18 protein-coding genes and 2 pseudogenes are annotated in these 26077 nt (G+C 65.9%); 12 read left to right on the top strand and 8 right to left on the bottom strand.

The features are described 5' to 3' along the window. Positions 1–3: 3 nt before the first annotated feature. Positions 4–930, top strand: a complete 927-nt coding sequence (locus BFL28_RS13675; protein WP_241527330.1) for a LysR substrate-binding domain-containing protein — start codon at positions 4–6, stop codon at positions 928–930. Next, complete coding sequence (locus tag BFL28_RS13670) at positions 927–2471, top strand: carboxylesterase/lipase family protein (RefSeq protein ID WP_079247145.1); 1545 nt, start codon at positions 927–929, stop codon at positions 2469–2471. Before BFL28_RS13675 ends, BFL28_RS13670 begins: the two co-directional genes overlap by 4 nt. On the opposite strand, the gene BFL28_RS13665 is transcribed toward BFL28_RS13670, so the two are convergent. Next, positions 2472–4301: a DUF8034 domain-containing protein gene (locus BFL28_RS13665; protein WP_069321080.1), complete on the bottom strand. Its 1830-nt coding sequence runs from the start codon at positions 4299–4301 to the stop codon at positions 2472–2474. It lies immediately after the preceding gene. After that, positions 4298–5629, bottom strand: coding sequence for an MFS transporter (locus BFL28_RS13660; RefSeq protein WP_158011658.1), 1332 nt, complete (start codon positions 5627–5629; stop codon positions 4298–4300). Before BFL28_RS13660 ends, BFL28_RS13665 begins: the two co-directional genes overlap by 4 nt. 276 nt (positions 5630–5905) lie before the next feature. On the opposite strand from BFL28_RS13660, the gene BFL28_RS13655 reads away from it, so the two are divergent. The 7 genes from BFL28_RS13655 (at position 5906) to BFL28_RS13625 (ending at position 14787) form a co-directional block, all read left to right on the top strand. Next, positions 5906–8692, top strand: coding sequence for a TonB-dependent receptor (locus tag BFL28_RS13655; protein WP_069321079.1), 2787 nt, complete (start codon positions 5906–5908; stop codon positions 8690–8692). 164 nt (positions 8693–8856) lie between these two features. Next, positions 8857–10368, top strand: a complete 1512-nt coding sequence (gene pelA, locus BFL28_RS13650; protein WP_069321078.1) for a pectate lyase — start codon at positions 8857–8859, stop codon at positions 10366–10368. After that, positions 10346–10972: an aldehyde dehydrogenase iron-sulfur subunit PaoA gene (gene paoA / locus BFL28_RS13645; RefSeq protein WP_069321077.1), complete on the top strand. Its 627-nt coding sequence runs from the start codon at positions 10346–10348 to the stop codon at positions 10970–10972. Before pelA ends, paoA begins: the two co-directional genes overlap by 23 nt. Further along, complete coding sequence (locus tag BFL28_RS13640) at positions 10969–11922, top strand: FAD binding domain-containing protein (RefSeq protein WP_069321076.1); 954 nt, start codon at positions 10969–10971, stop codon at positions 11920–11922. The genes paoA and BFL28_RS13640 overlap by 4 nt, the downstream gene beginning before the upstream one ends. Next, positions 11919–14138, top strand: a complete 2220-nt coding sequence (gene paoC / locus BFL28_RS13635) for an aldehyde oxidoreductase molybdenum-binding subunit PaoC (protein ID WP_069321075.1) — start codon at positions 11919–11921, stop codon at positions 14136–14138. Before BFL28_RS13640 ends, paoC begins: the two co-directional genes overlap by 4 nt. Before the next feature lie 19 nt (positions 14139–14157). Further along, positions 14158–14403 carry a hypothetical protein gene (locus BFL28_RS13630; protein ID WP_079247144.1) on the top strand — a complete coding sequence of 82 codons (246 nt, stop codon included), beginning with the start codon at positions 14158–14160 and terminating at the stop codon, positions 14401–14403. A 57-nt stretch (positions 14404–14460) separates the two neighbouring features. Next, the gene (locus BFL28_RS13625) at positions 14461–14787 is read left to right on the top strand and encodes a hypothetical protein (protein WP_069321074.1); all 327 of its coding nucleotides are present in this window, start codon (positions 14461–14463) and stop codon (positions 14785–14787) included. Between the two features lie 41 nt (positions 14788–14828). On the opposite strand, the gene BFL28_RS13620 is transcribed toward BFL28_RS13625, so the two are convergent. From BFL28_RS13620 to BFL28_RS13595, 6 genes and pseudogenes are all read right to left on the bottom strand, one after another. After that, positions 14829–15611, bottom strand: coding sequence for an SDR family NAD(P)-dependent oxidoreductase (locus tag BFL28_RS13620; RefSeq protein ID WP_069321117.1), 783 nt, complete (start codon positions 15609–15611; stop codon positions 14829–14831). A 5-nt stretch (positions 15612–15616) separates the two neighbouring features. Beyond that, positions 15617–16807, bottom strand: coding sequence for a zinc-dependent alcohol dehydrogenase (locus tag BFL28_RS13615; RefSeq protein WP_069321073.1), 1191 nt, complete (start codon positions 16805–16807; stop codon positions 15617–15619). Further along, a complete protein-coding gene (locus tag BFL28_RS13610) occupies positions 16807–17415 on the bottom strand; it encodes an SRPBCC family protein (RefSeq protein ID WP_069321072.1) in 609 nt (202 codons plus the stop codon). The genes BFL28_RS13615 and BFL28_RS13610 overlap by 1 nt, the downstream gene beginning before the upstream one ends. A gap of 134 nt (positions 17416–17549) precedes the next feature. After that, positions 17550–19148 carry a family 43 glycosylhydrolase gene (locus tag BFL28_RS13605; RefSeq protein WP_069321071.1) on the bottom strand — a complete coding sequence of 533 codons (1599 nt, stop codon included), beginning with the start codon at positions 19146–19148 and terminating at the stop codon, positions 17550–17552. Positions 19149–19173: 25 nt separating this feature from the next. Next, complete coding sequence (locus tag BFL28_RS13600) at positions 19174–20193, bottom strand: alpha/beta hydrolase (RefSeq protein ID WP_069321070.1); 1020 nt, start codon at positions 20191–20193, stop codon at positions 19174–19176. 14 nt (positions 20194–20207) lie between these two features. Then, positions 20208–23049 (bottom strand): annotated as a pseudogene (locus BFL28_RS13595) (TonB-dependent receptor). 327 nt (positions 23050–23376) lie between these two features. Between BFL28_RS13595 and BFL28_RS21555 the strand changes: the two are divergent. The 3 genes and pseudogenes from BFL28_RS21555 to BFL28_RS13585 all read left to right on the top strand — a co-directional run. Beyond that, positions 23377–24084: pseudogene (locus tag BFL28_RS21555) on the top strand (ThuA domain-containing protein); the annotation flags it as partial. Further along, positions 24076–24471: a cupin domain-containing protein gene (locus BFL28_RS21550; RefSeq protein WP_119184611.1), complete on the top strand. Its 396-nt coding sequence runs from the start codon at positions 24076–24078 to the stop codon at positions 24469–24471. The pseudogene BFL28_RS21555 and the gene BFL28_RS21550, both read left to right, overlap by 9 nt. Continuing rightward, complete coding sequence (locus BFL28_RS13585) at positions 24468–26063, top strand: pectate lyase (protein WP_069321068.1); 1596 nt, start codon at positions 24468–24470, stop codon at positions 26061–26063. Before BFL28_RS21550 ends, BFL28_RS13585 begins: the two co-directional genes overlap by 4 nt. The last annotated feature ends 14 nt before the right edge of the window (positions 26064–26077 follow it).

Raw genomic sequence — 26077 nt, 5'->3', positions numbered from 1 at the left:
GGCGTGACATTGCCCGTTGCGCCGCGTTACACCGGGGCCATGTTCGAACTCAGCCAGCTCCGCTGCTTCGTCGCGGCGGCCGAGGAACTCCATTTCGGTCGCGCGGCGCAGCGGCTGAACATGACTCAATCGCCGCTCAGCCGGCAGATCCAGTTGCTCGAGCGGATCCTCGGCGTCAGCCTGCTCGAACGTACCAGCCGGCAGGTCAGCCTGACGCCAGCCGGTCACGTCTTCCTGATCGAGGCGCGGCGTATCGTGCGGCTCGCCGAAAGCGCCTCGCTTTCCGCCCGGCGGGTGGCGAAGGGGGATGCCGGCAAGGTCGCGATCGGCTTTACCGCGGTTTCAGGTTACAGTCTGGTTCCCCAGATCGTGGCGCAGGCGCGCGCGAGCCTGCCGCATATCGAGCTGGAACTGCGTGAGATGGTGAGCGGCGATCAGGTCGACGCGCTGCTCACTGGCCTGATCGATATCGGGTTCGTGCGCCCGCCGATCGATCGTCATGAATTCGACACGCTGTGCGTGCTGCACGAACCCCTGCTGGTCGCATTGCCGCCCGGCGATCCGCGGCAAGGCGAACCGACGCTATCGCTTGCCGATTTCGATGGTGAGTCGCTGATCATGTATGCGCGGCAGGGCGCGGGATATTTCCACGACATGCTGGTGCGGCTGTTCGACGATGTCGGGGTGAGGCCGAACTATGTCCAGCATGTGACTCAGATCCACTCGATGCTGGGGCTGGTCCATGCCGGCGTTGCCGCCGCAATCGTGCCGCGCTCCGCTTCCGGCCTTCACCTGCTGGACGTGCAATTTCGCGCGCTACGCACCGAGCCGGCGGCCCCGGTCGAGCTGCACATGGCGTGGCGGCGCGACAATGCGAACCCCGCGCTCGAACCCATGCGCCTGCTCTGCGCACAGCTGGCTTCGACATGATCAATCGGCGGATGCTGCTGGGTGCGCCGCTTCTGATCCCGGCATCGGCATGGGGTCAGCGGGGCGGCGATCCGGTCGCGGCGACCCGCCATGGCCGGGTGCGCGGCACGGTGGAACGTGGCGTGCTGGTGTTTCGCGGCGTACGCTATGGCGCCGACACCCGCCCGCGTCGCTTCGAACGTGCGCTGCCGCCTGCGCGTTGGAGCGGCGTCGCCGACGCCACCGTGTATGGTGCTGCCGCGCGGCAGACACGGGCTGACGAGCCGACCAGCGAGGATTGCCTGTTCCTCAATGTCTGGACGCCCGCGCTCGATCGCGGCCGGCGGCCGGTCATGGTCTATTTCCACGGCGGCGCGCATGCCCATGGCTCGGGATCGGACCCGCTATACGATGGCGGCAATCTGGTGCGGCGTGGCGACGTGGTGGTGGTCACGGTCAACCATCGCCTCGCAGGGCTTGGCTATGCCTATCTCGCTCAACTCGGCGGTCCGGCGGAGTCGGGCAATGTCGGCAATCTGGACCTCGTTCTTGCGCTGCAATGGGTCCGCGACAACATCGCAGCGTTCGGCGGCGATCCGAACTGCGTCATGATCTTTGGCCAGTCCGGCGGCGGCGCCAAAGCGATCACGCTGATGGCGATGCCCGAGGCACGCCCGCTGTTCCACCGCGCCGCGACGATGAGCGGCCAGCATGTCACCGCCGCCGGGCCGCGCAATGCCACGATCCGCGCGCGAGCGTGGATGGAGAAGGCCGGCGCAAAGTCGATCGCCGAGCTGAAATCCTTGCCGGTCGAGCGGCTGGTCGAAGCGATGGCAATGACCGACCCGATCGAGCGCAAGGGGGAGATCAGCTTTACCTCGACGCTCGACCACCATGTCCTTCCGCGCCATCCCTTCGTGCCCGACGCGCCGTTCGAGGCGGCGCATATCCCCCTGATCGTCGGCAACACGCATGATGAGACTGCGCTGTGGATCGGCGACTGGTTGAAGCGCGGGGATACGAGCTGGGATAACCTTGCCGAGCGGATCGGCAGCCAGATTACCAAGGATGTCGCCCCCGATTGGGTCGTGCGGCGCTATCGCGAAATCTATCCCACGAAGACCCCGGGCCAGATCCTGCTCGCCGCGACCACCGCCGGCCGTTCCTGGCCCGGGCACCTCATCCAGGCCGAAGCGCGCGCAAGGATCGGCGCGCCGACCTGGATGTATCAGCTCGACTTCATATCGCCCGAGGCGGGCGGCGTGCTTGGCGCGTTCCACACGCTCGACATCCCGCTGGTGTTCGACAACGTCGCAGCGAAGGGTTCGCGTACCGGCGACAGCCCCGCCGCGCGGCGGTTGGCCGGGCGGATGGCCGACAGCTTCATCGCGTTCGCGCGCGCCGGCGATCCCAATTGCGCGAGCGTGCCGCTCTGGCCGAAGTTCGGGCTCGATCAGCGCCGCACGATGATCTTCGATGCCGACACGCGCGTGGTAAGCGACCCGCGACGCGAAGAGCGGCTGTTGTGGTCGGTCGCGCCCTATATCAAGCCGGGCGGCTGATCAGCGGTCCCACGGAAATGCCAGCGTCGGTGTGTTGGCGTAGCGCCGCATCGCCAGCTTCAGCCGCGCGCCGCAACCCGGTTCGAGTCGCAGCGTGAAATCGCGTCCGCCGACCGCGATCTCGCGCGCGTTCAGCGTGACGCGTTCGATGCGATGCTCGGCATAGGCACCGCCCTGCACCGTCACCGTGCGGGCCACCTTGCCAAGATTGACCAATGTCACCTCGGTCGTGGCATCCCCCAGCGCGTGCACGAGCGCGGCGACATCCTGCGGCACGCCAGCGCGGCGGCGTTCCGCATCGAAATAGCGCAACCGCGCGTGCAGCACGACGCCGCCCTGGCTCGGCGAGGTGAGCGACCAGGACGGGCGCGCGATGTGCAGGCCGCCGGCCATCAGCTGGATCAGGCTCTTGACGCTCGCAGGAGTCTTGTCGAGCGGCCAGTCGGCAAGCCGGGTGTCGCGCGTGGTATCGTCTTCACGCATCTTCTTCTCGCGTTGCGCAACACGCTCCAGGTCGGCGTTCAGCGCCTCGATCGGATAGCCGTCATGGCGCCCTTGCAGGAACTCGACCCAAGGGTCCTTGCCCGCTAGTGCAAGATCGTCGGCACGCTGCGTGACATACCAGATTTCGAACCCGTTTGTCCGGTATGGCCGTGGCTTCCACCCGTACCACCCGTCCGCGCCGTACATGGTCGGCGTCTCGAACTTGCCGTCGCGCTGCCGCCCCGCATCGTTGATCACGGCATTCTGCCGCCGCCACACCTCGATATAAGCGCTGTCTCCGGTCAGCAGCGTGCCGTTCATGAACGCGGTGATCGATCGCGGCACGCGGTTGCGGTCCTCGCGCTTCCCAGTCTGCGGCACGACCGGCGAGAAGCCCCAGCCATACACGCCGCCCCACCAATCGGGCGCGGTCTTGCCGTCCAGACCGACCTTGCTCGGCACGATGCCGTTATTGGCGCCGGCCCGGCTCACCCAGGCGTCGAGATAGTCGAGTGCCCACCGCCGATAGCGCTCGCCGCCGCCCAATGCATAGGCATTGAGGCCAAGCGTCGTCGCATGCAGGTTCAGCGGGTTGTCGCCCACCACATCGTTATATTCGGCGTAGTGATCGAGCGTTTCCTGATAGGTCGTCTCGCCATGCTCCATGTGGAAGCGCGCGCCCGCTTCGAACGGGTCGCCTGCCCAGTCGAGGGAGGTGGCAGGGCGAAGCATCGGGCCGCGACTGCCGTTCATCACGCTGCGGATGATGCGGCGCTGCGGGTCATAGTTGCGCACGCTGGGGTCGCGGCCGGTATAGAAATCGGCGAACCGTTTGGTTCGGACCACCAGTGCCGGGTCGCGCGGCGCGGACAGGCCCATGACGTTGAACGTCGTCAATCCCTCGGCATTGTGCTGCCAGTCCATCTGTACCGGAAAGTCGCGATAGTACATGCCCTGGCGCGCGATCGGCACATCGACCGTGCGCATCGCGGTATACTGTCTTAAATGCCCCTCCCAGAAGCGCTGCGTCAGGGACAGGATCCGGTCCGGGCCGCCCAGCGCATGCAGGATCGCCCAGTCGTTGGTCGCCTCGGCCGCATCGTCGGGGCCGTCATTCGCGCCCCATCGTTCGAACACCTGCAGCCAGTCCCGGCGATCGACATATTTGGCGTAGAAGGCCTCGCACGCTTGCGCATTGCGCGCGAGCAGCTGGCGCTGAAGCACCGCCCAGCGCGGTGCGGCCATTGGCGTGTCGATGACCAGCACTGGCGCATTTGCCCGCGCGATGCCCGGGGCGAGCGAGGCGGCCACGCCACCCATCAACACACGACGCCGATTTGCCCTCATTCGCCCAGTTCCATGCGCTTGATCGGTCCCGCGATGACCAGAAAGGCGAAGATCGTCAGCAGGCAGTGCGCCCCGACATAAACCAGCGCCCAGTCGAACGATCCGGTCGATGCGACGATCACGCCGACCACGATCGGTGTGACGATACCCGCGACATTGCCGAACATGTTGAACACGCCCCCCGACAGGCCTGCCAGCCGCTTGGGCGCGACGTCCGCCATCACGGCCCAGCCAAGCGATGCGATACCCTTGCCGAAGAAGGCGACCGACATCAGCGTCACCACCAGCCACTCCTGCTCAGCCCATACACAGGCGATGATCGCGGTGGCGAGCAGCATGCCGACCGTCAGCGGCCCCTTGCGAGCAAGGTCAAGCGAGCCGGTGCGCTTGAGGATCAGGTCCGACACGAAGCCTCCGGCAAGGCCGCCGGCAAAGCCGCACAAGGCCGGCGCGGCGGCCGCGAACCCGGCCTCCATGATGTTCAGCCCGCGCTCCTTGACGAGATAGATCGGAAACCAGGTGACGAAGAAATAGGTGAGCACGTTGATGCAATATTGGCCGAGATAGATGCCCAGCATCATGCGGTTGGCGATCAGCTTACCGACATTGCCCCAGTCGAATGCTGCGGCCTTGCCCGCGCTGCCCTCGTCCATGTGGACCAGCCCGCCGCCCGCTTCGATATGGTCGAGCTCGGCCTGATTGATGGACGGGTGTCGGGCAGGGCTGTGAATGAAGCGGACGAACACGGCGGTGGCGACGAGCCCCAGCGCGCCCATCACCCAGAAGATCGAGCGCCAGCCGAAGCTGTGCGCCAGCCAGCCCATCAGCGGCGCGAAGGCGACGAGTGAGAAATATTGCGCGGAGTTGAAGATCGCGGACGCCGTGCCGCGCTCGGCCGAGGGGAACCAGGATGCGACCAGACGCGCATTGCCGGGGAAGGACGGCGCTTCGGCGAGCCCGACCAGGAAGCGCAGGGCAAACAGCATCGCGACGGCGGGGAGGAACGCGACCAGCCCGGCAAGTCCCTGCAACGCGGTGAAGATCGACCACAAGGCGATGGCGGCGGCATAGACCCGCTTGGTTCCGAACTTGTCGAGCAGCAGCCCGCCCGGCACCTGAGCCAGCACATAGGCCCAGGCGAACGCCGACAGGATGAACCCCGTCTGCACCGCCCCGATGCCCAGTTCGGCAGCAGCCTGGCTGCCGGCGATCGAAAAGGTCGCGCGATCGGCATAGTTGACGCTGGTGATAATGAAGATGAGCGCAATGATCGCGTAGCGCACATGCGTGGGGCGGGCATCGCTCGCCAGGGTGCGCTGATGGGTCACGCGTCGCTCTCCTTGTCCTCGCACGTCGAACTCGCGCGAGCTTATAGGTGAGTGGCTAGCCGCGCGCGTGCCTGTCGTCCAAGACAAAGAGCGGGATGATCAAGTCGCAAACTGGCTCGATTCGACTGTGCCAGCGCTCGATTCCGGGCGATCGGTGCGTCTCGTGCATCGATCCATGTTCGATTGGCGTTGGCGTTTCGGTGGCTGCGATGACTAGCAAGATCGTGCAATCGGCTCGTGACGAAGCCGTAATTGGTCACTCGAGGGGAGTCTGAAATGTCCCGTACCCGAATCCGCAAGTGCACGCTGGCGCTGTCGAGCGCGGCCTTCGCGCTGTCCGCAGCTCATGCCCAAACGGCCGATGAACTCGCCGTCCCTATCGCTCAGGATGCCGAGGCCGCGCAGGACATCGTCGTCACCGGCTTTCGCGAGAGCCTGACGAGCGCGCTCAACGTTAAGCGCCGTGAGACTGCGGCCGTCGATGCGATCAAGGCCGAGGACATTGCCGAGTTCCCCGACCTCAACCTCGCTGAATCGCTCCAGCGCATCCCTGGCGTCGCGATCAGCCGCGTGAACGGCGAAGGGCGCAACATTTCGGTCCGCGGCCTTGGCCCGGAATATAGCCGCGTTCGCATCAACGGCATGGAAGCGATCGGCACGACCGGCGGGACCGATAATTCCGGCGGCGTCAATCGCGGGCGCGGGTTCGACTTCAATATCTTCTCGTCCGACCTGTTCAACAGCCTGACGGTGCGCAAGACCGCGACGGCCGATGTCGAGGAAGGCTCGCTGGGCGGGACGGTCGATCTGCAGATCGCGCGGCCATTCGACTATCGTGAGCCGACTGCCGTCATCTCCGCCTCGGTCAGCTATAACGACCTTGCGCAAAAGGCGACGCCTCGCTTCTCGACGCTGCTCAGCACGCAGAACGATGCCGGCACGTTCGGCGCGTTGCTGTCGATCGCCTATGAGCGCCGCCGCCTGATCGAGGAAGGCGCGAACATCACGCGCTGGACCTATGGCGGGTTCAACGGCGGCTTCAACCCCGCCTCGACGATCGCAGGCAAGACGATCGCGCAGATCAACGACACCAACCCCGCAACCGCGCTGTTCCATCCGCGCATCCCGGGCCTCGTCAGCTATGACATCGACCAGCAGCGGCTCGGTGCTGCGCTCGCGCTGCAATTCCGCCCGAGCGAAAGCACGCTGGTCTCGATCGACGGCCTCTATTCGCGGCTCGACGGCACGCGCAAGGAAGCACAGTTCCAGGCGATCGGCTTCAGCCGCTCGGGGACCGGCAAGCCGCAGACGATCATCCGTTCGGGTACGGTCGACAGCAACAACAACATCATCAGCGGAACGTTCGATGCGGTCGATCTGCGCGTCCAGTCGCGGTACGACGAGCTCAAGACCGATTTCTACCAGATCACCGGCACGCTCGACCAGAAAATCGGCGAGAGCCTGAAGTTCGGTGCCATTGTCGGCTATTCGAACTCCAGCTTCCGCAATCCGGTTCAAACCACCGTGACGCTGGACGCCGCCAACACCAACGGCTTCTTCTACGATTTCTCCACTCGCTTCCCAACGATCCGCCCGGGCGTCGACATCGCCAATCCGGCGAGTTTCGCGTTCACCAACGGGACGTCGGAAGTGCGCATCCGGCCGCAGACCGTCGACAACAGCTTCACCAATGCCAAGGGCTTCCTCGAATGGACCGCAAGCGACGCGGTCAAGTTCAAGGTCGGCGGCGACTGGCGCCGGTTCGAATATGACTCGACCGAACGCCGCCGCCTTCAGGGCGAAACCGTCGTCACCACGCTGACCGCCGCGCAACTCGCGCCGCTCACCAGCCAGTTCACCGGCTTTGGCCGCGGACTCAACGTTCCGAGCGGCACGCCGACCGGCTGGGTCGTGCCTAATCTCGATGCGTTCGCCAGCTTCCTCACAATCCCGAGCAACCCGACCTATGCCACCGGCGGCGTCGAGAATGCGACTGCGCGCGGCTCATATGTGACGGTGCGGGAAGATGACCTGGGCATCTGGGGTATGGCCGAATTCAACCTTGCCGATGCCGGCGTCCCGATACGCGGCGATATCGGCGTGCGCTATGTGAAGACCGATCAGGTCTCGACCGGTTACGCCAGCCAGGGCGCGAGCGTGAATCTCGTCACGGCCGAGCGTAGCTACGACCGCTGGCTGCCATCTGCCAACCTCGTCTTCGACGTGACAGACACGCTGCTGGTGCGCCTTGCCGCGGCCAAGACGATCGCGCGTGCCGGGATCGGGTCGCTCACCCCGGGCGGCAACCTCAATGTTTCGGGCGGCAACCGCACCTTCAGTTCGGGCAATCCGGACTTGGTGCCGACGGAGTCGACCAATCTCGATGCATCGGTTGAATGGTATCCGACGCGGGGCGCGATCTATGCCGTTTCCGCGTTCCAGAAGGATATCGGCACCTTCGTCCAGACGCTGAGCACGAGCGTGCCGTTCGCCAGCCTGGGCCTGCCGGCCTCGCTGCTGACCGGGACGACGGCGAGCCCGACCGACGTCTTCATCGTCAGTCAGCCGGTCAATTCGAAGGGCGGCCTGCTGCGCGGTTTCGAAGTAAACGTCCAGCAGCCCTTCACCTTCCTGCCGGGCGTGCTCTCCAACTTCGGCGTGCTGGCCAACTACACCTATGTCGACTCCGACATCGAGTATCTGACGTCGGCCAGCGGGGCGACCACGGTGACCGCGCCGCTGCTCGGCCTGTCGAAGCACGCTGCCAATGCGACGCTGTATTTCGAGACGAAGAAGTTCTCGATCCGCGGCTCGGTCGCCTATCGTTCCAGCTATCTGACCGCAGTGCCGGGGACCGAAGGAAACGCCTATAACGGCACGAACGGCACCACCAACATCGATGCGCAGATCTCGTACAACATTACCGACAAGGTGAAGCTGAGCCTGGAAGGCATCAACCTCACCGACGAGCTCAACGATCAGTTCGTGGATGAGACGAACCGCTTGAACGTGCTGACCCACAGTGGTCGCCAGTTCGTTCTGAGTGCCCGCGTGGCGTTCTGATCCTCCCCGATGGGGAACGCCGCTGCACTCTTGGCCAGTCGTCTGCGGACGACTGGCTTTTTGTTGCAGGACAAGACAGCTCCTGCCGGTCGCCACGCGACAAAATTCTGCATCGTGGTTCGCCAAATGCCGGATAGGGTGTGCCCCAGGTTAGGAGAGACGCGATGATCCGGATGGTTGGCAGCGTGCTGATGTTGAGCGCGATGACTACGGTGCCGTCAGGGGCCAAGGTGATCGGCACGATGACGTCGGCGCTGCCGGTGACCGAGGCGCGGATCGAGCAGGCCCCGGCTGCCGAGCGGCCGGCTTGGCGAACCTACATCGCGCGATCACGCGCGCTGATGGCGGCGGACAAGGCGGCGCTGGCTGCCGAGCGCAAGGGTATTGCCGTGCCTGCCGGCCCTGTTGACGGGCCGTCGGGCGGGGGCGGCATGCCGATGAATCGGCCCGCATCATGGTATGCCGGTCCTGAGGGACGGCGCATCGCCGACACCATCGTCAGCTTCCAGACGCCGGCCGGCGGATGGGGCAAGAACCAGGACCGTTCCGGCCCGGCGCGGCTGCGCGGGCAAAGCTATGTCATCGGCGAAATCCTGCCCGGCTATGCTCAGGACGATATCCAGGCCGACGCCGCGTGGCGCTATGTCGGCACGATCGACAACAATGCCACGATCGACGAGTTGCGATTCCTGGCGCGGGTGCAGGCGCAATTGCCCGGAGCGGAGGGAGATCGCTACCGCGCGTCGTTCGAAAAAGGGCTGCGATACTTGCTGTCCGCGCAATTCCCCAATGGCGGCTGGCCGCAGGTCTATCCCTTGCAGGGCGGCTATCACGATGCCGTGACCTTCAACGATGGCGCGGTGGGACAGGTCGCGCAGCTGATGCTGGACGTTGCGGGCCGCAAGGGCGATTTCGCGGTAGTGCCCGGCCCGATCGCGGCGCAGGCCGGCGAAGCGGCGGCGCGCGCAACGGCGCTGATCGTGCGTACGCAGGTCGTGATCGACGGCAAGCGCACCATCTGGGGCCAGCAGCACGACGCCTTCACGCTCGCCCCGGTCGGCGCGCGCAATTTCGAGCCGGCTGCGCTGTCGAGTGCGGAAAGCGCGGGCCTGATCGGATATCTGATGAAGCAGCCCGACCGCTCGCCAGCAATCCGGGCTGCAGTGCGCGATGGCGTCGCCTGGCTTGGGGCGCACGCGCTGCGCGACGTGGAATGGACGCGGCCGACCGGGCGTGATGGGCGGCTGCTGGTGGCAAAGCCAGGTGCCCCGCCGATCTGGGCACGCTTCTACGATCTGCGAACCCAGCGCCCGATCTTTGGCGATCGCGACAAGACGATCCACGACGATGTAGCCGATCTCAGTGCCGAGCGGCGCAACGGCTATAGCTGGTTCAACACGCGTCCCGCCAAGGTGATCGCGGCCTATCCCGCAGGGGCGGGGCGAGGCCCCGCCCGCCGCTGCGAGCGATCACCGCCCCGACCCCTGCAAGCTGAGCCCCCAGCAAAGGGGCTGCTACACACGGACGCTGGGGGAAGCGCCGGCCGAACGCGACTTGCCCGGAAATTCCCGTTCGCCGCACGAGGTGATTGGGCGATACCGCGATCCGTGCGTTACAAGCGCTGCGGTACCTGTACAGCAATCAGCATGGGGCATGACCAGCGTGACGGAGCTTGAGATGACGCGGCGCGGCGTTCTGACGGCGGGAGCAGCGGGCGCGGTGGCCGGCGGCGTGCCGGTATCCACTTCGGCCGAGCGCCGGGAAATGGCGACGATGCCGGTGCGCTTCGAGGTAAACGGCAAGCGCCGCGAGCTGGCGCTCGATCCGCGCACGACCTTGCTCGATGCGCTCCGCGAGCATCTGCACCTCACCGGTACCAAGAAGGGCTGCGACCATGGTCAGTGCGGCGCATGCACCGTGCTGGTCAACGGCGTGCGAATCAATTCGTGCCTGAGCCTGGTGGTGCAGCACCAGGACGACAAGGTGACCACGATCGAAGGACTGGGCACGCCCGAGAAGCTGCACCCGATGCAGGCGGCGTTCGTGCGGCACGACGGCTATCAATGCGGCTATTGCACGCCGGGGCAGATCTGCTCGGCGGTAGCGGTGCTGGATGAGATCAAGCGCGGCGTGCCGAGCCATGTTCAGGCCGACGTGACCAAGACCGCGCGGCCCACCAACGTGGAGCTGCGTGAGCGGATGAGCGGCAACATCTGCCGCTGCGGCGCCTATTCCAATATTGCCGAGGCGATGGCCGAAGTCGCCGGAGCGAAGGCATGAGGTCGTTCACCTACGAGCGCGCAGCCGATCCGGTCACGGCCGCACGCGCGGTGGCGCAGCGGCAGGGCGCCAAGTTCATCGCAGGCGGCACCAACCTGCTCGACCTTATGAAGATCGAGATCGAAACGCCGACGCATCTGGTCGACGTGCAGGATCTCGGGTTCGACAGGATCGAAGCGACCGAGGATGGGGGGCTGCGCATCGGGGCGCTGGTCACCAACACGGATCTTGCCGCCGACAAACGGGTACGCCGCGACTATGCCGTGCTGACCCGCGCGATCGTGGCGGGGGCGAGCGGGCAATTGCGCAACAAGGCAACGACCGCCGGCAACCTGCTGCAGCGCACGCGCTGCCCCTATTTCTACGACCCATCGATGCCGTGCAACAAGCGCAGGCCCGGGTCGGGTTGTGGCGCGATCGGCGGCTATTCGCGCCAACTGGCGGTGATCGGCGGCAGCGACAAGTGCATCGCCACCAACCCCAGCGACATGGCGGTGGCGATGCGGCTGCTCGACGCGAAGGTCGAGACGATCGACCCGCAAGGGGCGACGCGCACCATTCCCATTGCCGACTTCCACCGCCTGCCCGGCGATACGCCGCATATCGAGACCGCGCTCGAACCGGGCGAGTTGATCACGGCCGTCACCCTGCCCAAACCGATCGGCGGCCGGCACGTCTATGAAAAGGTGCGCGACCGCGCCTCCTATGCCTTTGCCATCGTTTCGGTCGCCGCGGTGATCGCGAAGGACGGGTCGGGCCGGATCGCGGCGGGCGGGTTGGCGCACAAGCCGTGGCGGGTCGAAGCCGCCGACACCGCGCTGCCGCAAGGTGCGAAGGCGGCGGCGACCGCGCTATTGGCAGGCGCCCAGCCGACGCCTGATAACGCCTTCAAACTGCCGCTGGTCGAACGGACCATCGCGGCGGCGCTCGACACTGCGAGGTCCGCATGAAGTTCGACACGCCTGCGGGCACCAACCCGATCGACCGCATGAAGGTGGTCGGCAAGCCGATCGACCGGATCGACGGCCCGCTCAAGACGAGCGGGACCGCGCCCTATGCCTATGAGCACCATCGCGAGGCGCCCGACGCGGCCTATGGCTATGTCGTCGGGGCGACGATCGCGAAGGGCCGGGTCCGCTCGATCGACCTCGACGCGGCAAGGCAGTCCCCGGGCGTCATCGCGATCGTCACCGCTGCAGAGGCCGGCAAGCTGGGCCAGGGCAATTTCAACACCGCCAAGCTGCTCGGCGGGCCGGATGTCGATCATTATCACCAGGCGCTTGCGGTGGTGGTTGCCGAAACGTTCGAACAGGCGCGCGCCGCCGCGGGACTGGTGCGGATCGACTATGCACGTGGGGACGGGCGGTTCGATCTCGACAAGGAACTGAAGACCGCGCCGCTGCATGGCGGCAACAGCGACGAGGGCAGCGAATCCGGCCCCGAGCATCGTACCGGCAAGTTCGAGGCCGCGTTCGATGCCGCGCCGGTCAAGCTCGACGCGACCTATACGACTCCCGATCAGAGCCATGCGATGATGGAGCCGTTCGCATCGATCGCGGCCTGGAAGGGCGACGAGCTGCAGCTGTGGACGTCGAACCAGATGATCGCCTGGGGGCATTCGGACCTGGCCAAGACGCTGAACATTCCCAAGGACAAGATCCGCTTCATGTCGCCCTATGTCGGCGGCGGGTTCGGCGGGAAGCTGTTCCTGCGCGCCGATGCGGTGCTGGCGGCGCTGGGTGCGAAGGGGGCCGGTCGACCGGTGAAGCTGGCGATGCAACGCCCGCTGATCGCCAACAACACCACCCATCGCCCGGCCACGCGCCAGCGCATTCGCATCGGGTGCGAGGCGGATGGGACGATCACCGCAATCGCGCATGAAAGCGGATCGGGTGACCTGCCCGGGGGCGAGCCGGAAACGGCGGTCAACCAGACCGAACTTCTTTATGCCGGCGCGAACCGGCTGACCGCGATGCGGCTTGCCGTACTCGATCTGCCCGAAGGCAATGCGATGCGCGCACCGGGTGAGGCGCCGGGCATGATGGCGCTGGAGATCGCGATCGACGAGATGGCGGAAAAGCTAGGCATGGATCCGGTCGCCTTCCGCATCAAGAACGACACGCAAGTCGACCCGATGAAGCCCGAGCGGCGCTTTTCGGAACGTAACCTGATCCGCTGTCTTGAGGACGGGGCGAAGCGGTTCGGGTGGAGCAAGCGCAATGCCACGCCGGGGCAAATGCGCGACGGCCGCTGGCTGGTCGGCATGGGCGTGGCGGCGGCGTTCCGCAATCACCTGGCGCTGACGTCCGGCGCCCGGGTGCGGCTGGGTCAGGATGGCCGGGTGACGGTCGAGACCGACATGACCGATATCGGCACCGGCAGCTACACCATCATCGCGCAGACCGCGGCCGAGATGATGGGCGTGCCGGTCGATCGCGTGGTCGTGAAGCTCGGCGACTCGTCCTTTCCCCGCTCGGCCGGATCGGGCGGACAATTCGGCGCGGGCAGTGCGACGTCGGGCGTCTATGCCGCCTGCGTGACGCTGCGTGAGGCGGTCGCGCAGAAGCTGGGGTTCAACGCCACGGACGCGGTGTTCGACGACGGCAAGGTGCGCGCCGGCAACCGATCGGTCGCGCTTGCCGATGCAGCGCGCGAAGGCGAGCTGGTAGCCGAAGACAAGATCGAATGGGGCGACCTTGGCAAGAAGTTCCAGCAATCGACCTTCGGCGCGCATTTCGTCGAGGTCGGGGTGGACGCGTTCACCGGCGTCACGCGCGTGCGGCGGATGCTGGCAGTGTGCGCGGCGGGACGCATCCTGAATCCCAAATCGGCGCGCAGCCAGGTGATCGGCGCGATGACGATGGGCGTGGGCGGTGCGCTGATGGAGGAACTGGCAGTCGACAAGCGCTTCGGCCTGTTCATCAACCATGACCTTGCTGGCTATGAAGTGCCAGTCCATGCCGACATTCCGCATCAGGAGGTGGTGTTCCTGGACGAGGCAGATGCGACCGTATCGCCGATGAAGGCGAAGGGCATCGGCGAACTGGGGCTGTGCGGTGTCGGCGCGGCAGTGGCCAATGCGATTTACAACGCAACCGGGGTGCGCGTGCGCGACTATCCGATCACGCTTGAAAAGCATCTCGACCAGCTGCCCGCCTACGCCTGATTGTCAGGACGGCCTGCGCATGGTTATCGGCGGTATGCGAGCCAGCCAGTTACAGGACCTGATCGTCACCATGCTCGTCAGGCGGGCAGGCGGCACACAGCGCCAGTGGCGCGCCGTGGTCGGGCCGGTCAAGCTGCACGACATCGCCACCCATGCCCATTGCAACTGGTCGCTCGCACCCTCGGGCCGTGCCGACCAGGTGGCGGAGGTCGAGCGCCTGCTCGACACCGTCCGCCTCGATCACCCGATCGTCACCCCGGGTTAAATCGCCCGAGCGGATCGCCGGCGCGGGCCCAGCGTTGATGGCGCGAGGAGAATTGCCATGGACGAGCAGAACCGCGCCAACCCGTTCGATACCGAAAACGGCTATTCGGGCCAGGATTATCATCGCGCCCGCGAAGCCGAACTGGCTGCGCAAGGTTCGGCGGGCAGGGACGGACAGCCGGCGGCCGATGACGACGCGACGCCGCCCGAAGCCGGCAAGCGTGCCCATATCGATCCGGCAACCGGCGCCGTCCATGGCGCAGGCGCCGGGGCGGGCGGCGGCAATGCCGGCGAGGATTATGACGACGACGCCACCGGCGGCAGCGGCTATCCGCGCACCGGCGTGGATGGCGAAGGACCCGTCATTGAAGCGAGCGGCGACTGAGGCGCGTTGGCGCGGCGACCCCCGGGCGGGCCGCTGCGTCCTTAGTCCTTGTTCTTGGGTTCGGCCATGCCGCGGTGCAGTTCGGCCATCACCGCCATCGGCGTCACGCCGGCGGCGGCGACCTGAAGTTTGTTGAGCAAGCCCGATACGACCGACGCCTTGCCCGCCTTCATCGCCTCCCAGCCGTCCTTGGCCGGCTTAGCAGGATCGGCCTTGGAGTCGGACTGGCCGACATTGGTATCCAGCATGTCGGCGCGCGCGAAGAATTCCGTGTCGGTCGGTCCGGGCATCAGGTTGGTGACTGTGACACCCTTCACGTCCTTCAACTCGTTCTGCAAGGCGGGGAGGAAGATGTCGATGAACGCCTTCGTCCCATCATAGACCGCGTTGAACGTTCCGGGGATAAAGCCAGCGATCGACCCGGTGACCAGCACCTTGCCCTCGCCACGCGCGACCATCTCCTTCAGCACCTTCTGCATGAGATAGAGCGTGCCGGAGATATTGGTGTCGACCGCCCTGCGCCATAACGCCGGTTCGATGTCGAGGAACGCGCCGCCGGTACCGGTCGCTGCGTTCGCGCACAGCACGTCGATCGGCCGACCCTTGGCGGCGGCGAGCAGCGTATCGACGCCATCGAAGGTCGACAGATCCGCCTCGACCGCCGTCACCTGCGTGCCGAACTGTTCGAAGTCGCGCGCGGCGGCATCGATCAGCGGCTCGTCCGCAACGACGATCAGGTCATAACCGTCCTTTGCCGCCAGCGTCGCGAGTTCGAAGCCGATGCCGGTCGAAGCCCCGGTGACGATCGCCAGTTTGCGCGACATGCCGGTCACTCCGCCGCCTGCTGCCATTCGGGTTTCAACACCACCTTGGTGACTTCGTTCTGGTTGTCGTGAAACATGCGGTAGCCCTCAGGCGCCTGTTCCAGCGGCAGGGTGTGGCTGATCAGGAAGGTGGTATCGATCTTCCCCTCCATGATCGCGTTGAGCAGCGCGGGCATGTAATGCTGAACATGGGTCTGTCCGGTCTTGAGCGTCAGGCCCTTTTGCATGAACGCGCCCAGCGGGAACTTGTCGACGAACCCGCCATAGACCGCCGGCATCGAGACGCGCCCGCCCTTGCGGCACGCGATGATCGCCTGACGGATCGCATGGATGCGATCGGTGCCAAGGAATGTCGAAACCTTGATCTGGTCGATGACATTGTCGGCGAACAGCCCATGCGCTTCCAGGCCGACCGAATCGATCACGGCATCGGGGCCGATCCCGCCGGTCATTTCCATCAGCGCCTCATAGGTCGCCGATTCCTCGAAGTTGATCGTCTCGGCGCCGAAGCGCTTGGCGAGCTCGAGGCGACGGGGGAAATGGTCGATCGCGATCACCCGCTCGGCCCCCATCAGGAACGCCGACTGGACGGCGAACAGGCCGACCGGGCCGCAGCCCCAGACCGCGACCGTATCGCCCGGCTCGATCTGCGCATTCTCCGCCGCCATCCAGCCGGTGGGCAGGATGTCGGACAGGAACAGCACCTTCTCGTCCTCAACGCCATCGGGGATGACAATCGGGCCGGCATCGCTGAACGGCACGCGGACATATTCGGCCTGGCCGCCCGAATAGCCGCCGGTCATGTGGCTGTAGCCGAACAGGCCCGCCATCGGCTGGCCATAGCCGGTCTGCGCGATATCCTGATTGTCGGCGGGTAGGCTGTTCTCGCACGCCGAATATTGGTGCTTGCCGCAATGGAAGCATGATCCGCACGAGATGGTGAAGGGCACGACCACGCGCTGCCCCTTCTTCAAGGTCGATTTGGGTCCGGTCTCGACCACCTCGCCCATGAATTCGTGGCCGAGAATGTCGCCGGCCTGCATCGTTGGGATATAGCCGTCATAGAGGTGCAGGTCGGACCCGCAGATTGCGGTCGAGGTGATCTTGATGATCGCGTCGCGCGGGTTGAGGATCTCGGGATCGTCGACTGTGTCGACGCGCACATCATGCTTTCCGTGCCAAGCCAAAGCGCGCATCAGTTCTTCCCTTCTTCGAGGAGGCGGCGGTTGCGGGCGCCGGTGGCGATCTCGCCGGTTTCCATCAGTTGCTTGAAGCGCCGCAGGTCGCGCCGCGCCTGAATTGCCGGCTCACGCTGGAACAGCTTGGCGACGACCTTGCCGATGATGCCGGCGGGCGGATCGTAGAGGATGGTCGCAGTCACCACCGTCCCGCGCCCGCCCGTCGCGTCGCGAAAGTCGATGCGGCCGCTATTGGGCACGTCGGCGCCCTCGACCGAGGTCCAGGCGATCGTCTCGCCCTCTCGCGCCTCGGTGATCTGCGCGACCCATTCGACGGTCGTGTCGCCGGGCGCCTTGACCACCCAGCGCGAACGATCGGCGTCGAGTATCTCGACCTGCTCGACATTCTCCATGAAGGTCGCAAGGTTCGTGAAGTCGCGCCAATAGGCATAGAGTTCGGCGCGCGGCTTGTTGATCGTCACCGACCGGCCGATCAGCGTGTCGGCGTTTCCCTGATCGGGCTTGTCGATCAGCGTAGCGGTCGCGGCATCAAGTGCGGCATCGGTGCGTTTGGACGTGGTGAGCGGCGCATCGTCGGCGACGTTCGGGTCGAGCGTCTCGGCCATCGCAGGTCTCCTGTGTGGAAAGCGTGCGCCAAGAACGATGCCGAATGGCCGCCTGTTCCCCAGGTCGGCAAAAAGGGTTCGAATCTAAAACAGGTTAGGTGCGCGCCCGACCGATTGGCCGGGCGCGCAGCGGATCAGGCCAGCGCCTCGAACTTGAAGTTGCTGAATTTCGCCTCGCCCTGGCCGGCCGAATACAGGCCGGGACGCAGCATCAGGAAGCCGCCACGGACATTGTGGTGATAGCCCGACACTTCCATGCCGCGATCGAAGCGTTGCCACGTGCGGCCGCCATCGCTCGACGTATCGTAAGTGACGATGTGCCGGTCGTTGGTCACGCGCATGCGCAGCTTGCGGTCATGGGGATTGGCCGGACGCCCGCGTTCGATGCCATATTGATGCGTGACGAAGCGCTTCTCGTCGAAGCCGAGGCCGCAATAGAGCTTTTCGTCATAGAACAGGATCAGCCCGGCGACCCCGCCCGGCGCGATCTCGATGTCACACTCAAACCGATAGGCGGTGTCGCCTGCGATGAGCAGCAGTGGCGACGAGGTCGACGGTGCTGCGCCGCGCGCCTTCAGGAACAGCGCGCCATCGCGTACGCGGGCGCGCGTGGGTTCGTCGGCGGCGGGCTTGAAGAAGTTCCACTTGGTGCCGAGCGCCAGGGTCGAGAAATCGTCCGACAGCTGCATGCCGTGCGGGCCGACCTTGGTACCGCCCCTGGGTTTGGCGATCGGCTGCGACAGGTCGCCGCCCTTCATGCGGAACCAGCCATCGGCGGTCCATTCGATCGGATCGAGCAGGGTTTGCCGGCCAAGCGTCCAGAAGCCGTTCTCGAAGCCGTGATACACGCTCCACCAGCTGCCGTCCGGACCCTCGACCAGCGTGGCATGGCCGCGCGACCACCATTTCTCGTCCAGCGAAGTGGTGCGCACCAGCGGGTTGTGCGGACAGTTTTCCCACGGTCCATTGATCGATCGCGAGCGGGCCGCGATGACCATGTGGCCGGTCGGCGGGCCGGCGGTGCCGCCGACCGCAGTGATCATGTAGAACCAGCCATTGTGGCGCGTGATCTTCGGCCCCTCGGGCGCGAAGCCTTCGACCACCCAGTCGCTGGGATAGCGCCATGGATCATAGACATGCTCGGGCTCGCCGATGCGCTTGAGGCCATCGTCCGACAGCCGCACGCGATCGCCCCCCGACAGGAACAGCCAGCGCGATCCATCCTCACCAACGGCATGGCCGGGATCGATATGATTGGGCAGGTTGAGGTCGATCGGTTCCGACCACGGCCCCTCGATCTTGTCGGCCCAGATCACCCAGCTGGTGTTCGGCCCCTTGGTCGGGATGTAGAGGAAATAGCGGCCGTTGTGCTTGGTCAGCTCAGGCGCCCAGACCGACCCGATATTCTTCGTCAGGGCGGCGCCGACCGGCTGCCAGTTGATGAGGTCGCGCGAGTGCCAGATGACCAGACCCGGATAGGAGTCAAAGGTTGAGAAGGTCATGTAATAGTCCTTCCCGTCCTTGAGGATCGTCGGATCGGGGTGGTCGCCCGCCATCAGCGGATTGAGGAAGCGCCCGTCGCCCAGATCCGGCACGCGCTGGTTGTCGAAGCCGCGCTTGTAAGGCGGCGCAGGGCGAGCGCGCCGCTGCTGCGCCGGCGCCGTGCCCGGGATCAGTATGGTACCGCTACCAATCAGCGCGGTGGTCATCATGTCGCGGCGGTTGAACGTCATCGCATCGTCCTTCGGCAGTGATGGGTTAGAGAAGGAGGCCGGTGGCCCAGCTCAGGAACAGGTCGGACCATGCCGCCACCGGCTTGCCGGCGGTGAAGCGCAGGCCGAAGCCGTGCCCGCCATGAGTGAACAAATGCGTTTCGACGGGCACGCCGCGCGCGCGCAGGGCCGCACGCAACAGCAGCGCATTCTCGACCGGCACGGTCGGATCGTCCTCGGCATGGACGATGAAGGTGGGCGGTGCGTCGGCAGGCACGTTGCGGTCGGGCGAGTGTGCGACCTCCAGCGCGGGCGTCGCATCCTTGCCGATCAGCAGCTCGCGCGATCCGGTATGGGCGTGCGGCGCCGACATGGTGATGACGGGATAGATCGGCGCGGCGAGGATCGGCTTGGCCGACAGCTGGTCGGCAGCGTCGACCGGCTTGTAGGTCGGGGTGGCGAAGCGGGTGAGCAGGTCGGCGCACAGATGGCCGCCTGCGGAAAAACCCATCGCTGCGACACGCAGCGGATCGACGCCGTAATCCCTGGCGCGGTGGCGGATGAGGCGCATCGCGCGCTGCGCGTCGGAGAGCGCGACATCGGGTCCTGCGGCCCAGCCTTCGCCAGGCAAGCGGTAGAAGAGGACGAAGACGGTAAAGCCGCGAGCGGACAGCCAGCGGCCCATCTCATAGCCTTCCTTGTCGACCACGACCCAGCGATAGCCGCCGCCAGGCGTGATCATCACCGCCGCGCCGTTGGGGCGGACGGGACGGAAGACAGCAAGGCGCGGCCGGCTGATGCCGAACACCGCGCGATCGGTCAGCAGCGCATTATCGCTGCGTTCGTTGACGGTTTCCTTGAGCGCCGCGCGCGGCATGCCGGGCGCGCCGTTCGGCCACAGGTCGATCGTCTCGATCGGCTGTGGCAGGCCCGGCGGCAGCGGCTTGTCCGCTACCGGCGGGGCAGTTTGGCCGCGGGCGACGAGGGGGAGGAGTGCCCCGCCGCCCGCGACCGCGAGGAAGCGACGTCGGTCGGAACGGGTATCGAGTTCGTTCGGATCGGCCATCGCTTCCTCTCGTGTCACATCTTCACACGGGCGCCGAACAGGATCGTGCGGCCGAAGTGGTTGTTTTCGTACGCACGCTCGGCGGTCTGGTCGACATAACGCGTGCGATAGGTGTCGAGCAGGTTGGTGCCCTCCACCGACAGCTCGATCATCTCGGTCAGCTTGAACCGCACCGACGCGTCGAGGTTGGTGTAGCTCTGATAGCCCTCGAACACGTTGCTGTTGCCGCTGCCGCTGTCGTTGAACGGACCGCGATAGGCGAGCGAGGTGCGCGCGCTGAAGCGGCCGTCATCGTAATAGAGCGTCGCGTTATACGCTTCCTTCGACAGGTTGTAGAGCGTCGAGCTATAGTCACCCGCCACGCCGACGAGCGCGCAGGCCGAAGTCGGCGTCGCACGGGTGCAGGCCGACACTGCCGGACCGGTCAGGCGGTAGGTCGCCGACGAATCCACGAAGGTCGCATTGGCCTGAACACCGAAGTTGCCGAGCAGACCGGGCAGGAAGTTGAACGGCATCTGGAAAGCGACTTCCACGCCCTTCAGGCTCGCGCCGGTGCCGTTGATCGGGCTGGTGATCGTCCAGTCCGGCACCGCCTGCAGCGCCGGGTTGATCGCCGCCGGATCCGACGGCGCCAGCACCGAGGCGGGCAGGCCGGTCTCGGTGAAGGAACCGAGGCGGCTGGCGCTGATCGGGAAGCTCTCGATGTTCTTCTTGAAGAGCGCGACCGAGAAGACAGATTCCGGACGGAAATACCATTCGACCGCCAGGTCGAGCGCGGTCGCGCGGAACGGATCGAGCTGCGGATTGCCGAAGCTGACCGTCCGCGTGAAGCCCGATGCCGAGCCGCCGGGAGTCAGCTGACCGAGCGACGGACGCGTGATCACGCGCGACGCGGCGCCGCGGATGATGACATTGCGTGCCGGGTAGAGCGCGACGTTGAGCGAGGGCAGCCAGTCGTTATAGTCGCGCTCGACCTCGACCTGCACGCCGTTGTTCACGCCATAGGAGGACTGCTCGGTCCGCACGAAGCGCGTGCCGGCATTCGCGGCATAGTCCATGCCGAACACCGTGCCCTTGACGTCGAACTGCACATAGCCACCCGTGGTGGTTTCCTGCACGCCGCGAACGTTGGCATTGTCCACGATCAGCGGGCGCTCGTACAGCCGCGTGAAGTCGATCGCGGCCGGGAAAGCCGGGACCAGCCACTGGGTGGTGGTGCCTGCCGGCGCGCCGGCGCGCGGCAGCGTGGCCAGCTCCGACAGCGCCGACGTCGCCTGGAAGCCATAAATGGCGCCCGGGCCGAACGCGCTGGTGGGCGAGCAGGTGATCGTGCCGAGCACGCGGTCCGCGCCGCCATTGCCGCACACCGGCGTGCTGCGGCCGGCCGCCCACAGATCGAAGTTATAGCGACGCCACATGCCGCCGACCTTGACCTGGAATCCTTCGGCCACGTCCCATTCGGTGCGCAGCTGAACCGTCTTGAACTGGTTGGTGTTGTTCGACGGCTGGTCGCGGATTTCGGCGAGCTGGAAGTTCGCCGGATCGGTCACGCTGGTGCCATAGCTGAGGACCGGGAAGTCCATGTTGCTATAGTCGTACTTGTAACCCTGGGCATCGCGATCATCGAACATGATCGTGGTTTCGACCGGCGTGTCGGCGTTCGACTTGGAGAAGCCGCCGAGCAGGGTGAAGCGGAAGCTGTCGGAGAGCTCCTGATCCCATGTCGCACCGAGCTGATAGAATTCGGTGTTCAGCTCGCGGCGGTAATGTTCGGTGCGGACATAGGCGTCGTTGAGCGTCGCCGAGATCATGTTGCCCTTGTTGTCATAGACGGGGTTCACGACATCGACAGCGCGCTCCTGGCTGCGCAGCAGGACTTCGAGCCAGCGCTCCTCGCGGACCTGGTTGTACTTCGAGTACAGGCCGTCGATCGCGATCGCTCGGCGCGAACTGGACCGACCCGGTGATGCCCAGACGCTCGCGGTCATGCTCGATATAGCCATAGCGAGGGATACGCGGGTGGAAGGCGAGCGCGGCGGCGTCGCAGGCCGCGCTGGGGCGATAGAAGCCGCCGGTGTTCGTGACCGGCGTGCCGCCCGTCGCGCCTGCGACCGAATAATAGCAAGGCGTGCCGTTGACCGAGTCGAAATAGGCCTGCGCCCAGCGGACGGTGTTGTTGCCGACTTCCAGCGTGTTGGTCTTCTGATAGGCGACCGACGCATTGACGCCGAACGTTCCGGCTTCGTTGCGCCAGCTCAGCAGGCCGGCGACGCGCGGGCCGACTGTTTCCGACAGGTCGTTATACGATCCCTGCACGGCGGCGACGGCGGTGAGGCCGGCCTTGCCGCCCAGCGGGTTGCCGGTGTTGAGATCGACGACCGCGCCGAGCGAGCCCTCATCCAGGCTGGCTTCGGCGGTCTTGCGCACGACCAGGCTGGTGAACAGCTCGGAAGCGAAGACGTTGAAGTCGAACGAGCGATCGCGGTTGGCCGATGCGCCGTCGGAGGTGGTGGTGATCGTTTCAAGGCCGTTGACGCGGACGCGCGTGAACTGCGAACCCAGGCCGCGCACGGTGATCGCGCGCCCTTCGCCGCCGTCGCGCTGGATCGCGATGCCGGGGATGCGTTGCAGCGATTCGGCAAGGTTCTGGTCGGGGAACTTGGCGATGTCTTCCGCGACGATCGCATCGACCGAGCTGACCGACTGCTTCTTGACGTTCAGCGCGGCGTCGAGCGAGGCGCGGAAGCCCGAGACGACGATTTCCTCGCCCTCGACGACTTGGTCCGTCTGCGCCTCGGCCGGCGCCTCGGCGGCGGTCTGCGCGCTGGCGGCTTGAGCCCAGCCAGCAATGACCATCAGCGATGCGGCGCCCAGCAGGCGAGCGTTGCGTTGGCGATCGGCACGGTTGCGAAGCGTGTTTCGCATGTAATTACCCTTTATTACGGTGTCACTGACACCGGTGGCTTGTTCGTTCGGCCGCTTTTCAGCGTCCAAATGGGATGGTGAAGGGTTGGTGCCGGGCCGCGCCTGGTGGCGGCGATCGAGCGATCCTCCCCCTTTCCGCCGCGTGTTCGCGGTCGAACGCCGGAAAATTTCTGCTTGAGAAACCGGTGTCATAAGCACATTGTCCGCTTCGGACGCGCATGTCAATAAGTCGGCGCAGAGCGGAGAGGGGTAAGTGCCATGCGAACACTGCTGCTGATGCTCGGCGCGTGGCTGCTGATCGGCGCGGCGCAGCCCGCTCCCGCCATCCTCATCTTCAGCCACACGACCGGTTTCCGCCATGGCTCGATCGAGCCTGCGGTGGCGGCGATCGGGGCGGCGGCGCGCGCCAGCGGCTATGCCGTCACGACCAGCGAGTATCCGGCGCTGTTCGACGATGCGGCACGGCTCAGGCGCTTCGGCGCGATCGTGCTGGTCAGCACGACGACGCGGCGCGACCTGCCCGCCAGCGAGTGGCTGGTCGGTGCGCGCCGTGACGCGTTGCAGGCCTTCGTTCGCGGCGGCGGCGGGGTGGTCGGCATCCATGGCGCGGCGGATTCGCATTATGGCTGGGACTGGTACGGCCGGATGATCGGCGCGCGCTTTGCCCGGCATCCCAAGGGCACGCCCGTCGGCGCGGTGACGCGCGCGCCGCTCGACCATCCGGCGATCCGCGCCTTGCCCGCAGCGTTCTCGCATACCGACGAATGGTATTGGTTCGACGATCTCGACCCCCGCCTGCGTCCGCTCCTGCTACTCGATCCGGCTTCGATCGGGGAAAAGGGCGCCAATCCGCGCCCGCTTGCCTGGGCGCATGCCTTCGACGGCGGCCGGGTGTTCTACACCGCGCTTGGCCATACCGACGCCGCATGGCGCGACCCGCGGGTGGTGGCGCATGTGATGGGCGGCCTCGACTGGACGCTCGGGCGCGGCGCGCGACCCATGGTGGTGATCGACGAGGCTGCCAAGCGCGTGCAGGAGCCGCCGCCGCACGGCCGTATCGGGATGAGCACCGCCTGGCGCATCACCGATGGCGTGCCCGGCCGAATGATGGAATATCGCCGGCGTACGCTGCATCGCGGCAGCGCAATCGGCGCTCACCCCATCGATCATGACGAGGTCTACGCCGTCGTCTCGGGCGAGGGTGAGGTCGTTTCGGACGGCGTCACGGCGAAGCTGCGGCCGGGCATGACCGCCTATCTCTATACCGGTGCGCAGGTCGGCATTCGCCAGACCGGTCGCGCACCGCTCGCGCTCATCATCAGTTATCCGCTCGAAAAGGTTCCCCAGCCATGATCTCACGCCGCTCGCTGCTCGCCGCATCGGCGACTCTTGCCCTCATGCCGGGCGCGACGCTCGCACAGACGCGCGGCGCGCCGGTCGGCAAGGCGAGGATCCTGGAGACGATGAAGCGGGCGACCCGGTTCATGGTCGAAAAGATCGCCTATCGCGGCGGCTATCTCTGGTCGTACCTCCCGGATCGCTCGCGCGTGTGGGGCGAGCTGGAAGCCTATAAGTCGATGATCTGGATCCAGCCGCCGGGCACGGCGACGATGGGCCATCTCTATCTTGACGCTTATCACGCGACCGGCGACGACTATTACTATCAGGCGGCGGCCAGCGCGGCACAGGGGCTGATCGACGGCCAGCTGCCGACCGGCGGCTGGGGCTATTTCGTCGATTTCGGTGGCGCGAAATCGGTCCGACGCTGGTTCGACACGATCGGGAAGAACGCGTGGCGGCTGGAGGAATTCCAGCATTACTACGGCAATGCGACGTTCGACGATCAGGGCACGGGCGAGGCGATCCGGCTGCTAACGCGGATCTATGTCGAAAAGCGGGAACAGCGCTTCAAGGCCGGACTCGACAAGGCGATCGACTTCATCTTCGCCAGCCAGCTCGATAATGGCGGCTGGCCGCAGCGCTGGCCGGCCGTCAAGGATGGCGGGTTGCACGGCAATCCCGACTATACCGGTTACATCACCTTCAACGACGGGGTGATCCACGACAATATCGAGCTGCTGCTGACCTATCACCAGGCAATCGGCGACCCGCGGATCGTTCCGGCGATCCGCCGCGCGATGGACATCTATCTCGCCACGCAGCAGCCGGCGCCGCAGGCCGGCTGGGGGCTCCAGCACTCGCTCGATCTCAAGCCGGCGGGCGCGCGCACCTATGAGCCCAAGGCGTTGGTGACCCATGCCACGGCGGCGAACATCGAACAGCTGATGCATTTCTATCGCCTGACCGGCGAGGCAAAGTATCTGGCACCGATCCCCGCCGCACTCGACTGGCTGGAGAGCGTGCGCCTGCCCGCCGCGCTGCAAGTCGGCGGGCGGCAATTCCCGACCTTTGTCGAGATCGGCACGAACAAGCCGCTATGGGTACATCGCCGCGGATCGAACGTCGTCAACGGCGCCTATTATGTCGACCATGATCCGGCGAACACGATCGGCCATTACAATGCCCGCCGCTCGATCGACACCGCCAGGCTGCGCCGCGAATATGAGCGGCTGCGCGCCATGCCGGGCGCGCTCGCGGCAAAGGATTCGCCGCTGCTGAAAGGACGGCAGGCGCTGCCCGCCTATACGCTGGCGGCGGTTGAGCCGGGATCGGACAAGAACACTGCGGGCGGCAAGACCCCGGCCGAGTTGGTTGCGACGCTGAACAATGAGGGCTGGTGGCCGACACAGCTGAGCGCAATGAGCCACCCTTATGCCGGCCCGGGTCCAAAGACCGTGACACCCGGCGACTTCCGTTCGACCGATGTCGGTGATCGTTTCGATACCTCTCCGTTCAACGTGAAGAACGGGCCGATCGGGATTTCGACCGGCACCTATATCGACCACATGATCACGCTGTTGAACGCGCTGCGCAGCGGCGGCTGATCGAGGGCTACCCA

Origin of the sequence: Sphingomonas turrisvirgatae (genome assembly GCF_001721295.1) — a bacterium.
Classification (GTDB): domain Bacteria; phylum Pseudomonadota; class Alphaproteobacteria; order Sphingomonadales; family Sphingomonadaceae; genus Sphingomonas; species Sphingomonas turrisvirgatae.
Note: the sequence above shows the minus strand (reverse complement) of the source record. Positions and strands in the feature narration are given on the sequence as shown.

Excerpts from the sequence above, each read along its gene's own strand:
- BFL28_RS13670 (WP_079247145.1), top strand. The coding sequence starts at position 927 with ATGATCAATCGGCGGATGCTGCTGGGTGCGCCGCTTCTGATCCCGGCA.
- BFL28_RS13665 (WP_069321080.1), bottom strand. The coding sequence starts at position 4,301 with ATGAGGGCAAATCGGCGTCGTGTGTTGATGGGTGGCGTGGCCGCCTCG.
- BFL28_RS13655 (WP_069321079.1), top strand. The coding sequence starts at position 5,906 with ATGTCCCGTACCCGAATCCGCAAGTGCACGCTGGCGCTGTCGAGCGCG.
- pelA (WP_069321078.1), top strand. The coding sequence starts at position 8,857 with ATGATCCGGATGGTTGGCAGCGTGCTGATGTTGAGCGCGATGACTACG.
- paoA (WP_069321077.1), top strand. The coding sequence starts at position 10,346 with ATGACCAGCGTGACGGAGCTTGAGATGACGCGGCGCGGCGTTCTGACG.
- BFL28_RS13640 (WP_069321076.1), top strand. The coding sequence starts at position 10,969 with ATGAGGTCGTTCACCTACGAGCGCGCAGCCGATCCGGTCACGGCCGCA.
- paoC (WP_069321075.1), top strand. The coding sequence starts at position 11,919 with ATGAAGTTCGACACGCCTGCGGGCACCAACCCGATCGACCGCATGAAG.
- BFL28_RS13630 (WP_079247144.1), top strand. The coding sequence starts at position 14,158 with ATGGTTATCGGCGGTATGCGAGCCAGCCAGTTACAGGACCTGATCGTC.
- BFL28_RS13625 (WP_069321074.1), top strand. The coding sequence starts at position 14,461 with ATGGACGAGCAGAACCGCGCCAACCCGTTCGATACCGAAAACGGCTAT.
- BFL28_RS13620 (WP_069321117.1), bottom strand. The coding sequence starts at position 15,611 with ATGTCGCGCAAACTGGCGATCGTCACCGGGGCTTCGACCGGCATCGGC.
- BFL28_RS13615 (WP_069321073.1), bottom strand. The coding sequence starts at position 16,807 with ATGCGCGCTTTGGCTTGGCACGGAAAGCATGATGTGCGCGTCGACACA.
- BFL28_RS13610 (WP_069321072.1), bottom strand. The coding sequence starts at position 17,415 with ATGGCCGAGACGCTCGACCCGAACGTCGCCGACGATGCGCCGCTCACC.
- BFL28_RS13605 (WP_069321071.1), bottom strand. The coding sequence starts at position 19,148 with ATGACGTTCAACCGCCGCGACATGATGACCACCGCGCTGATTGGTAGC.
- BFL28_RS13600 (WP_069321070.1), bottom strand. The coding sequence starts at position 20,193 with ATGGCCGATCCGAACGAACTCGATACCCGTTCCGACCGACGTCGCTTC.
- BFL28_RS21550 (WP_119184611.1), top strand. The coding sequence starts at position 24,076 with ATGGGCGGCCTCGACTGGACGCTCGGGCGCGGCGCGCGACCCATGGTG.
- BFL28_RS13585 (WP_069321068.1), top strand. The coding sequence starts at position 24,468 with ATGATCTCACGCCGCTCGCTGCTCGCCGCATCGGCGACTCTTGCCCTC.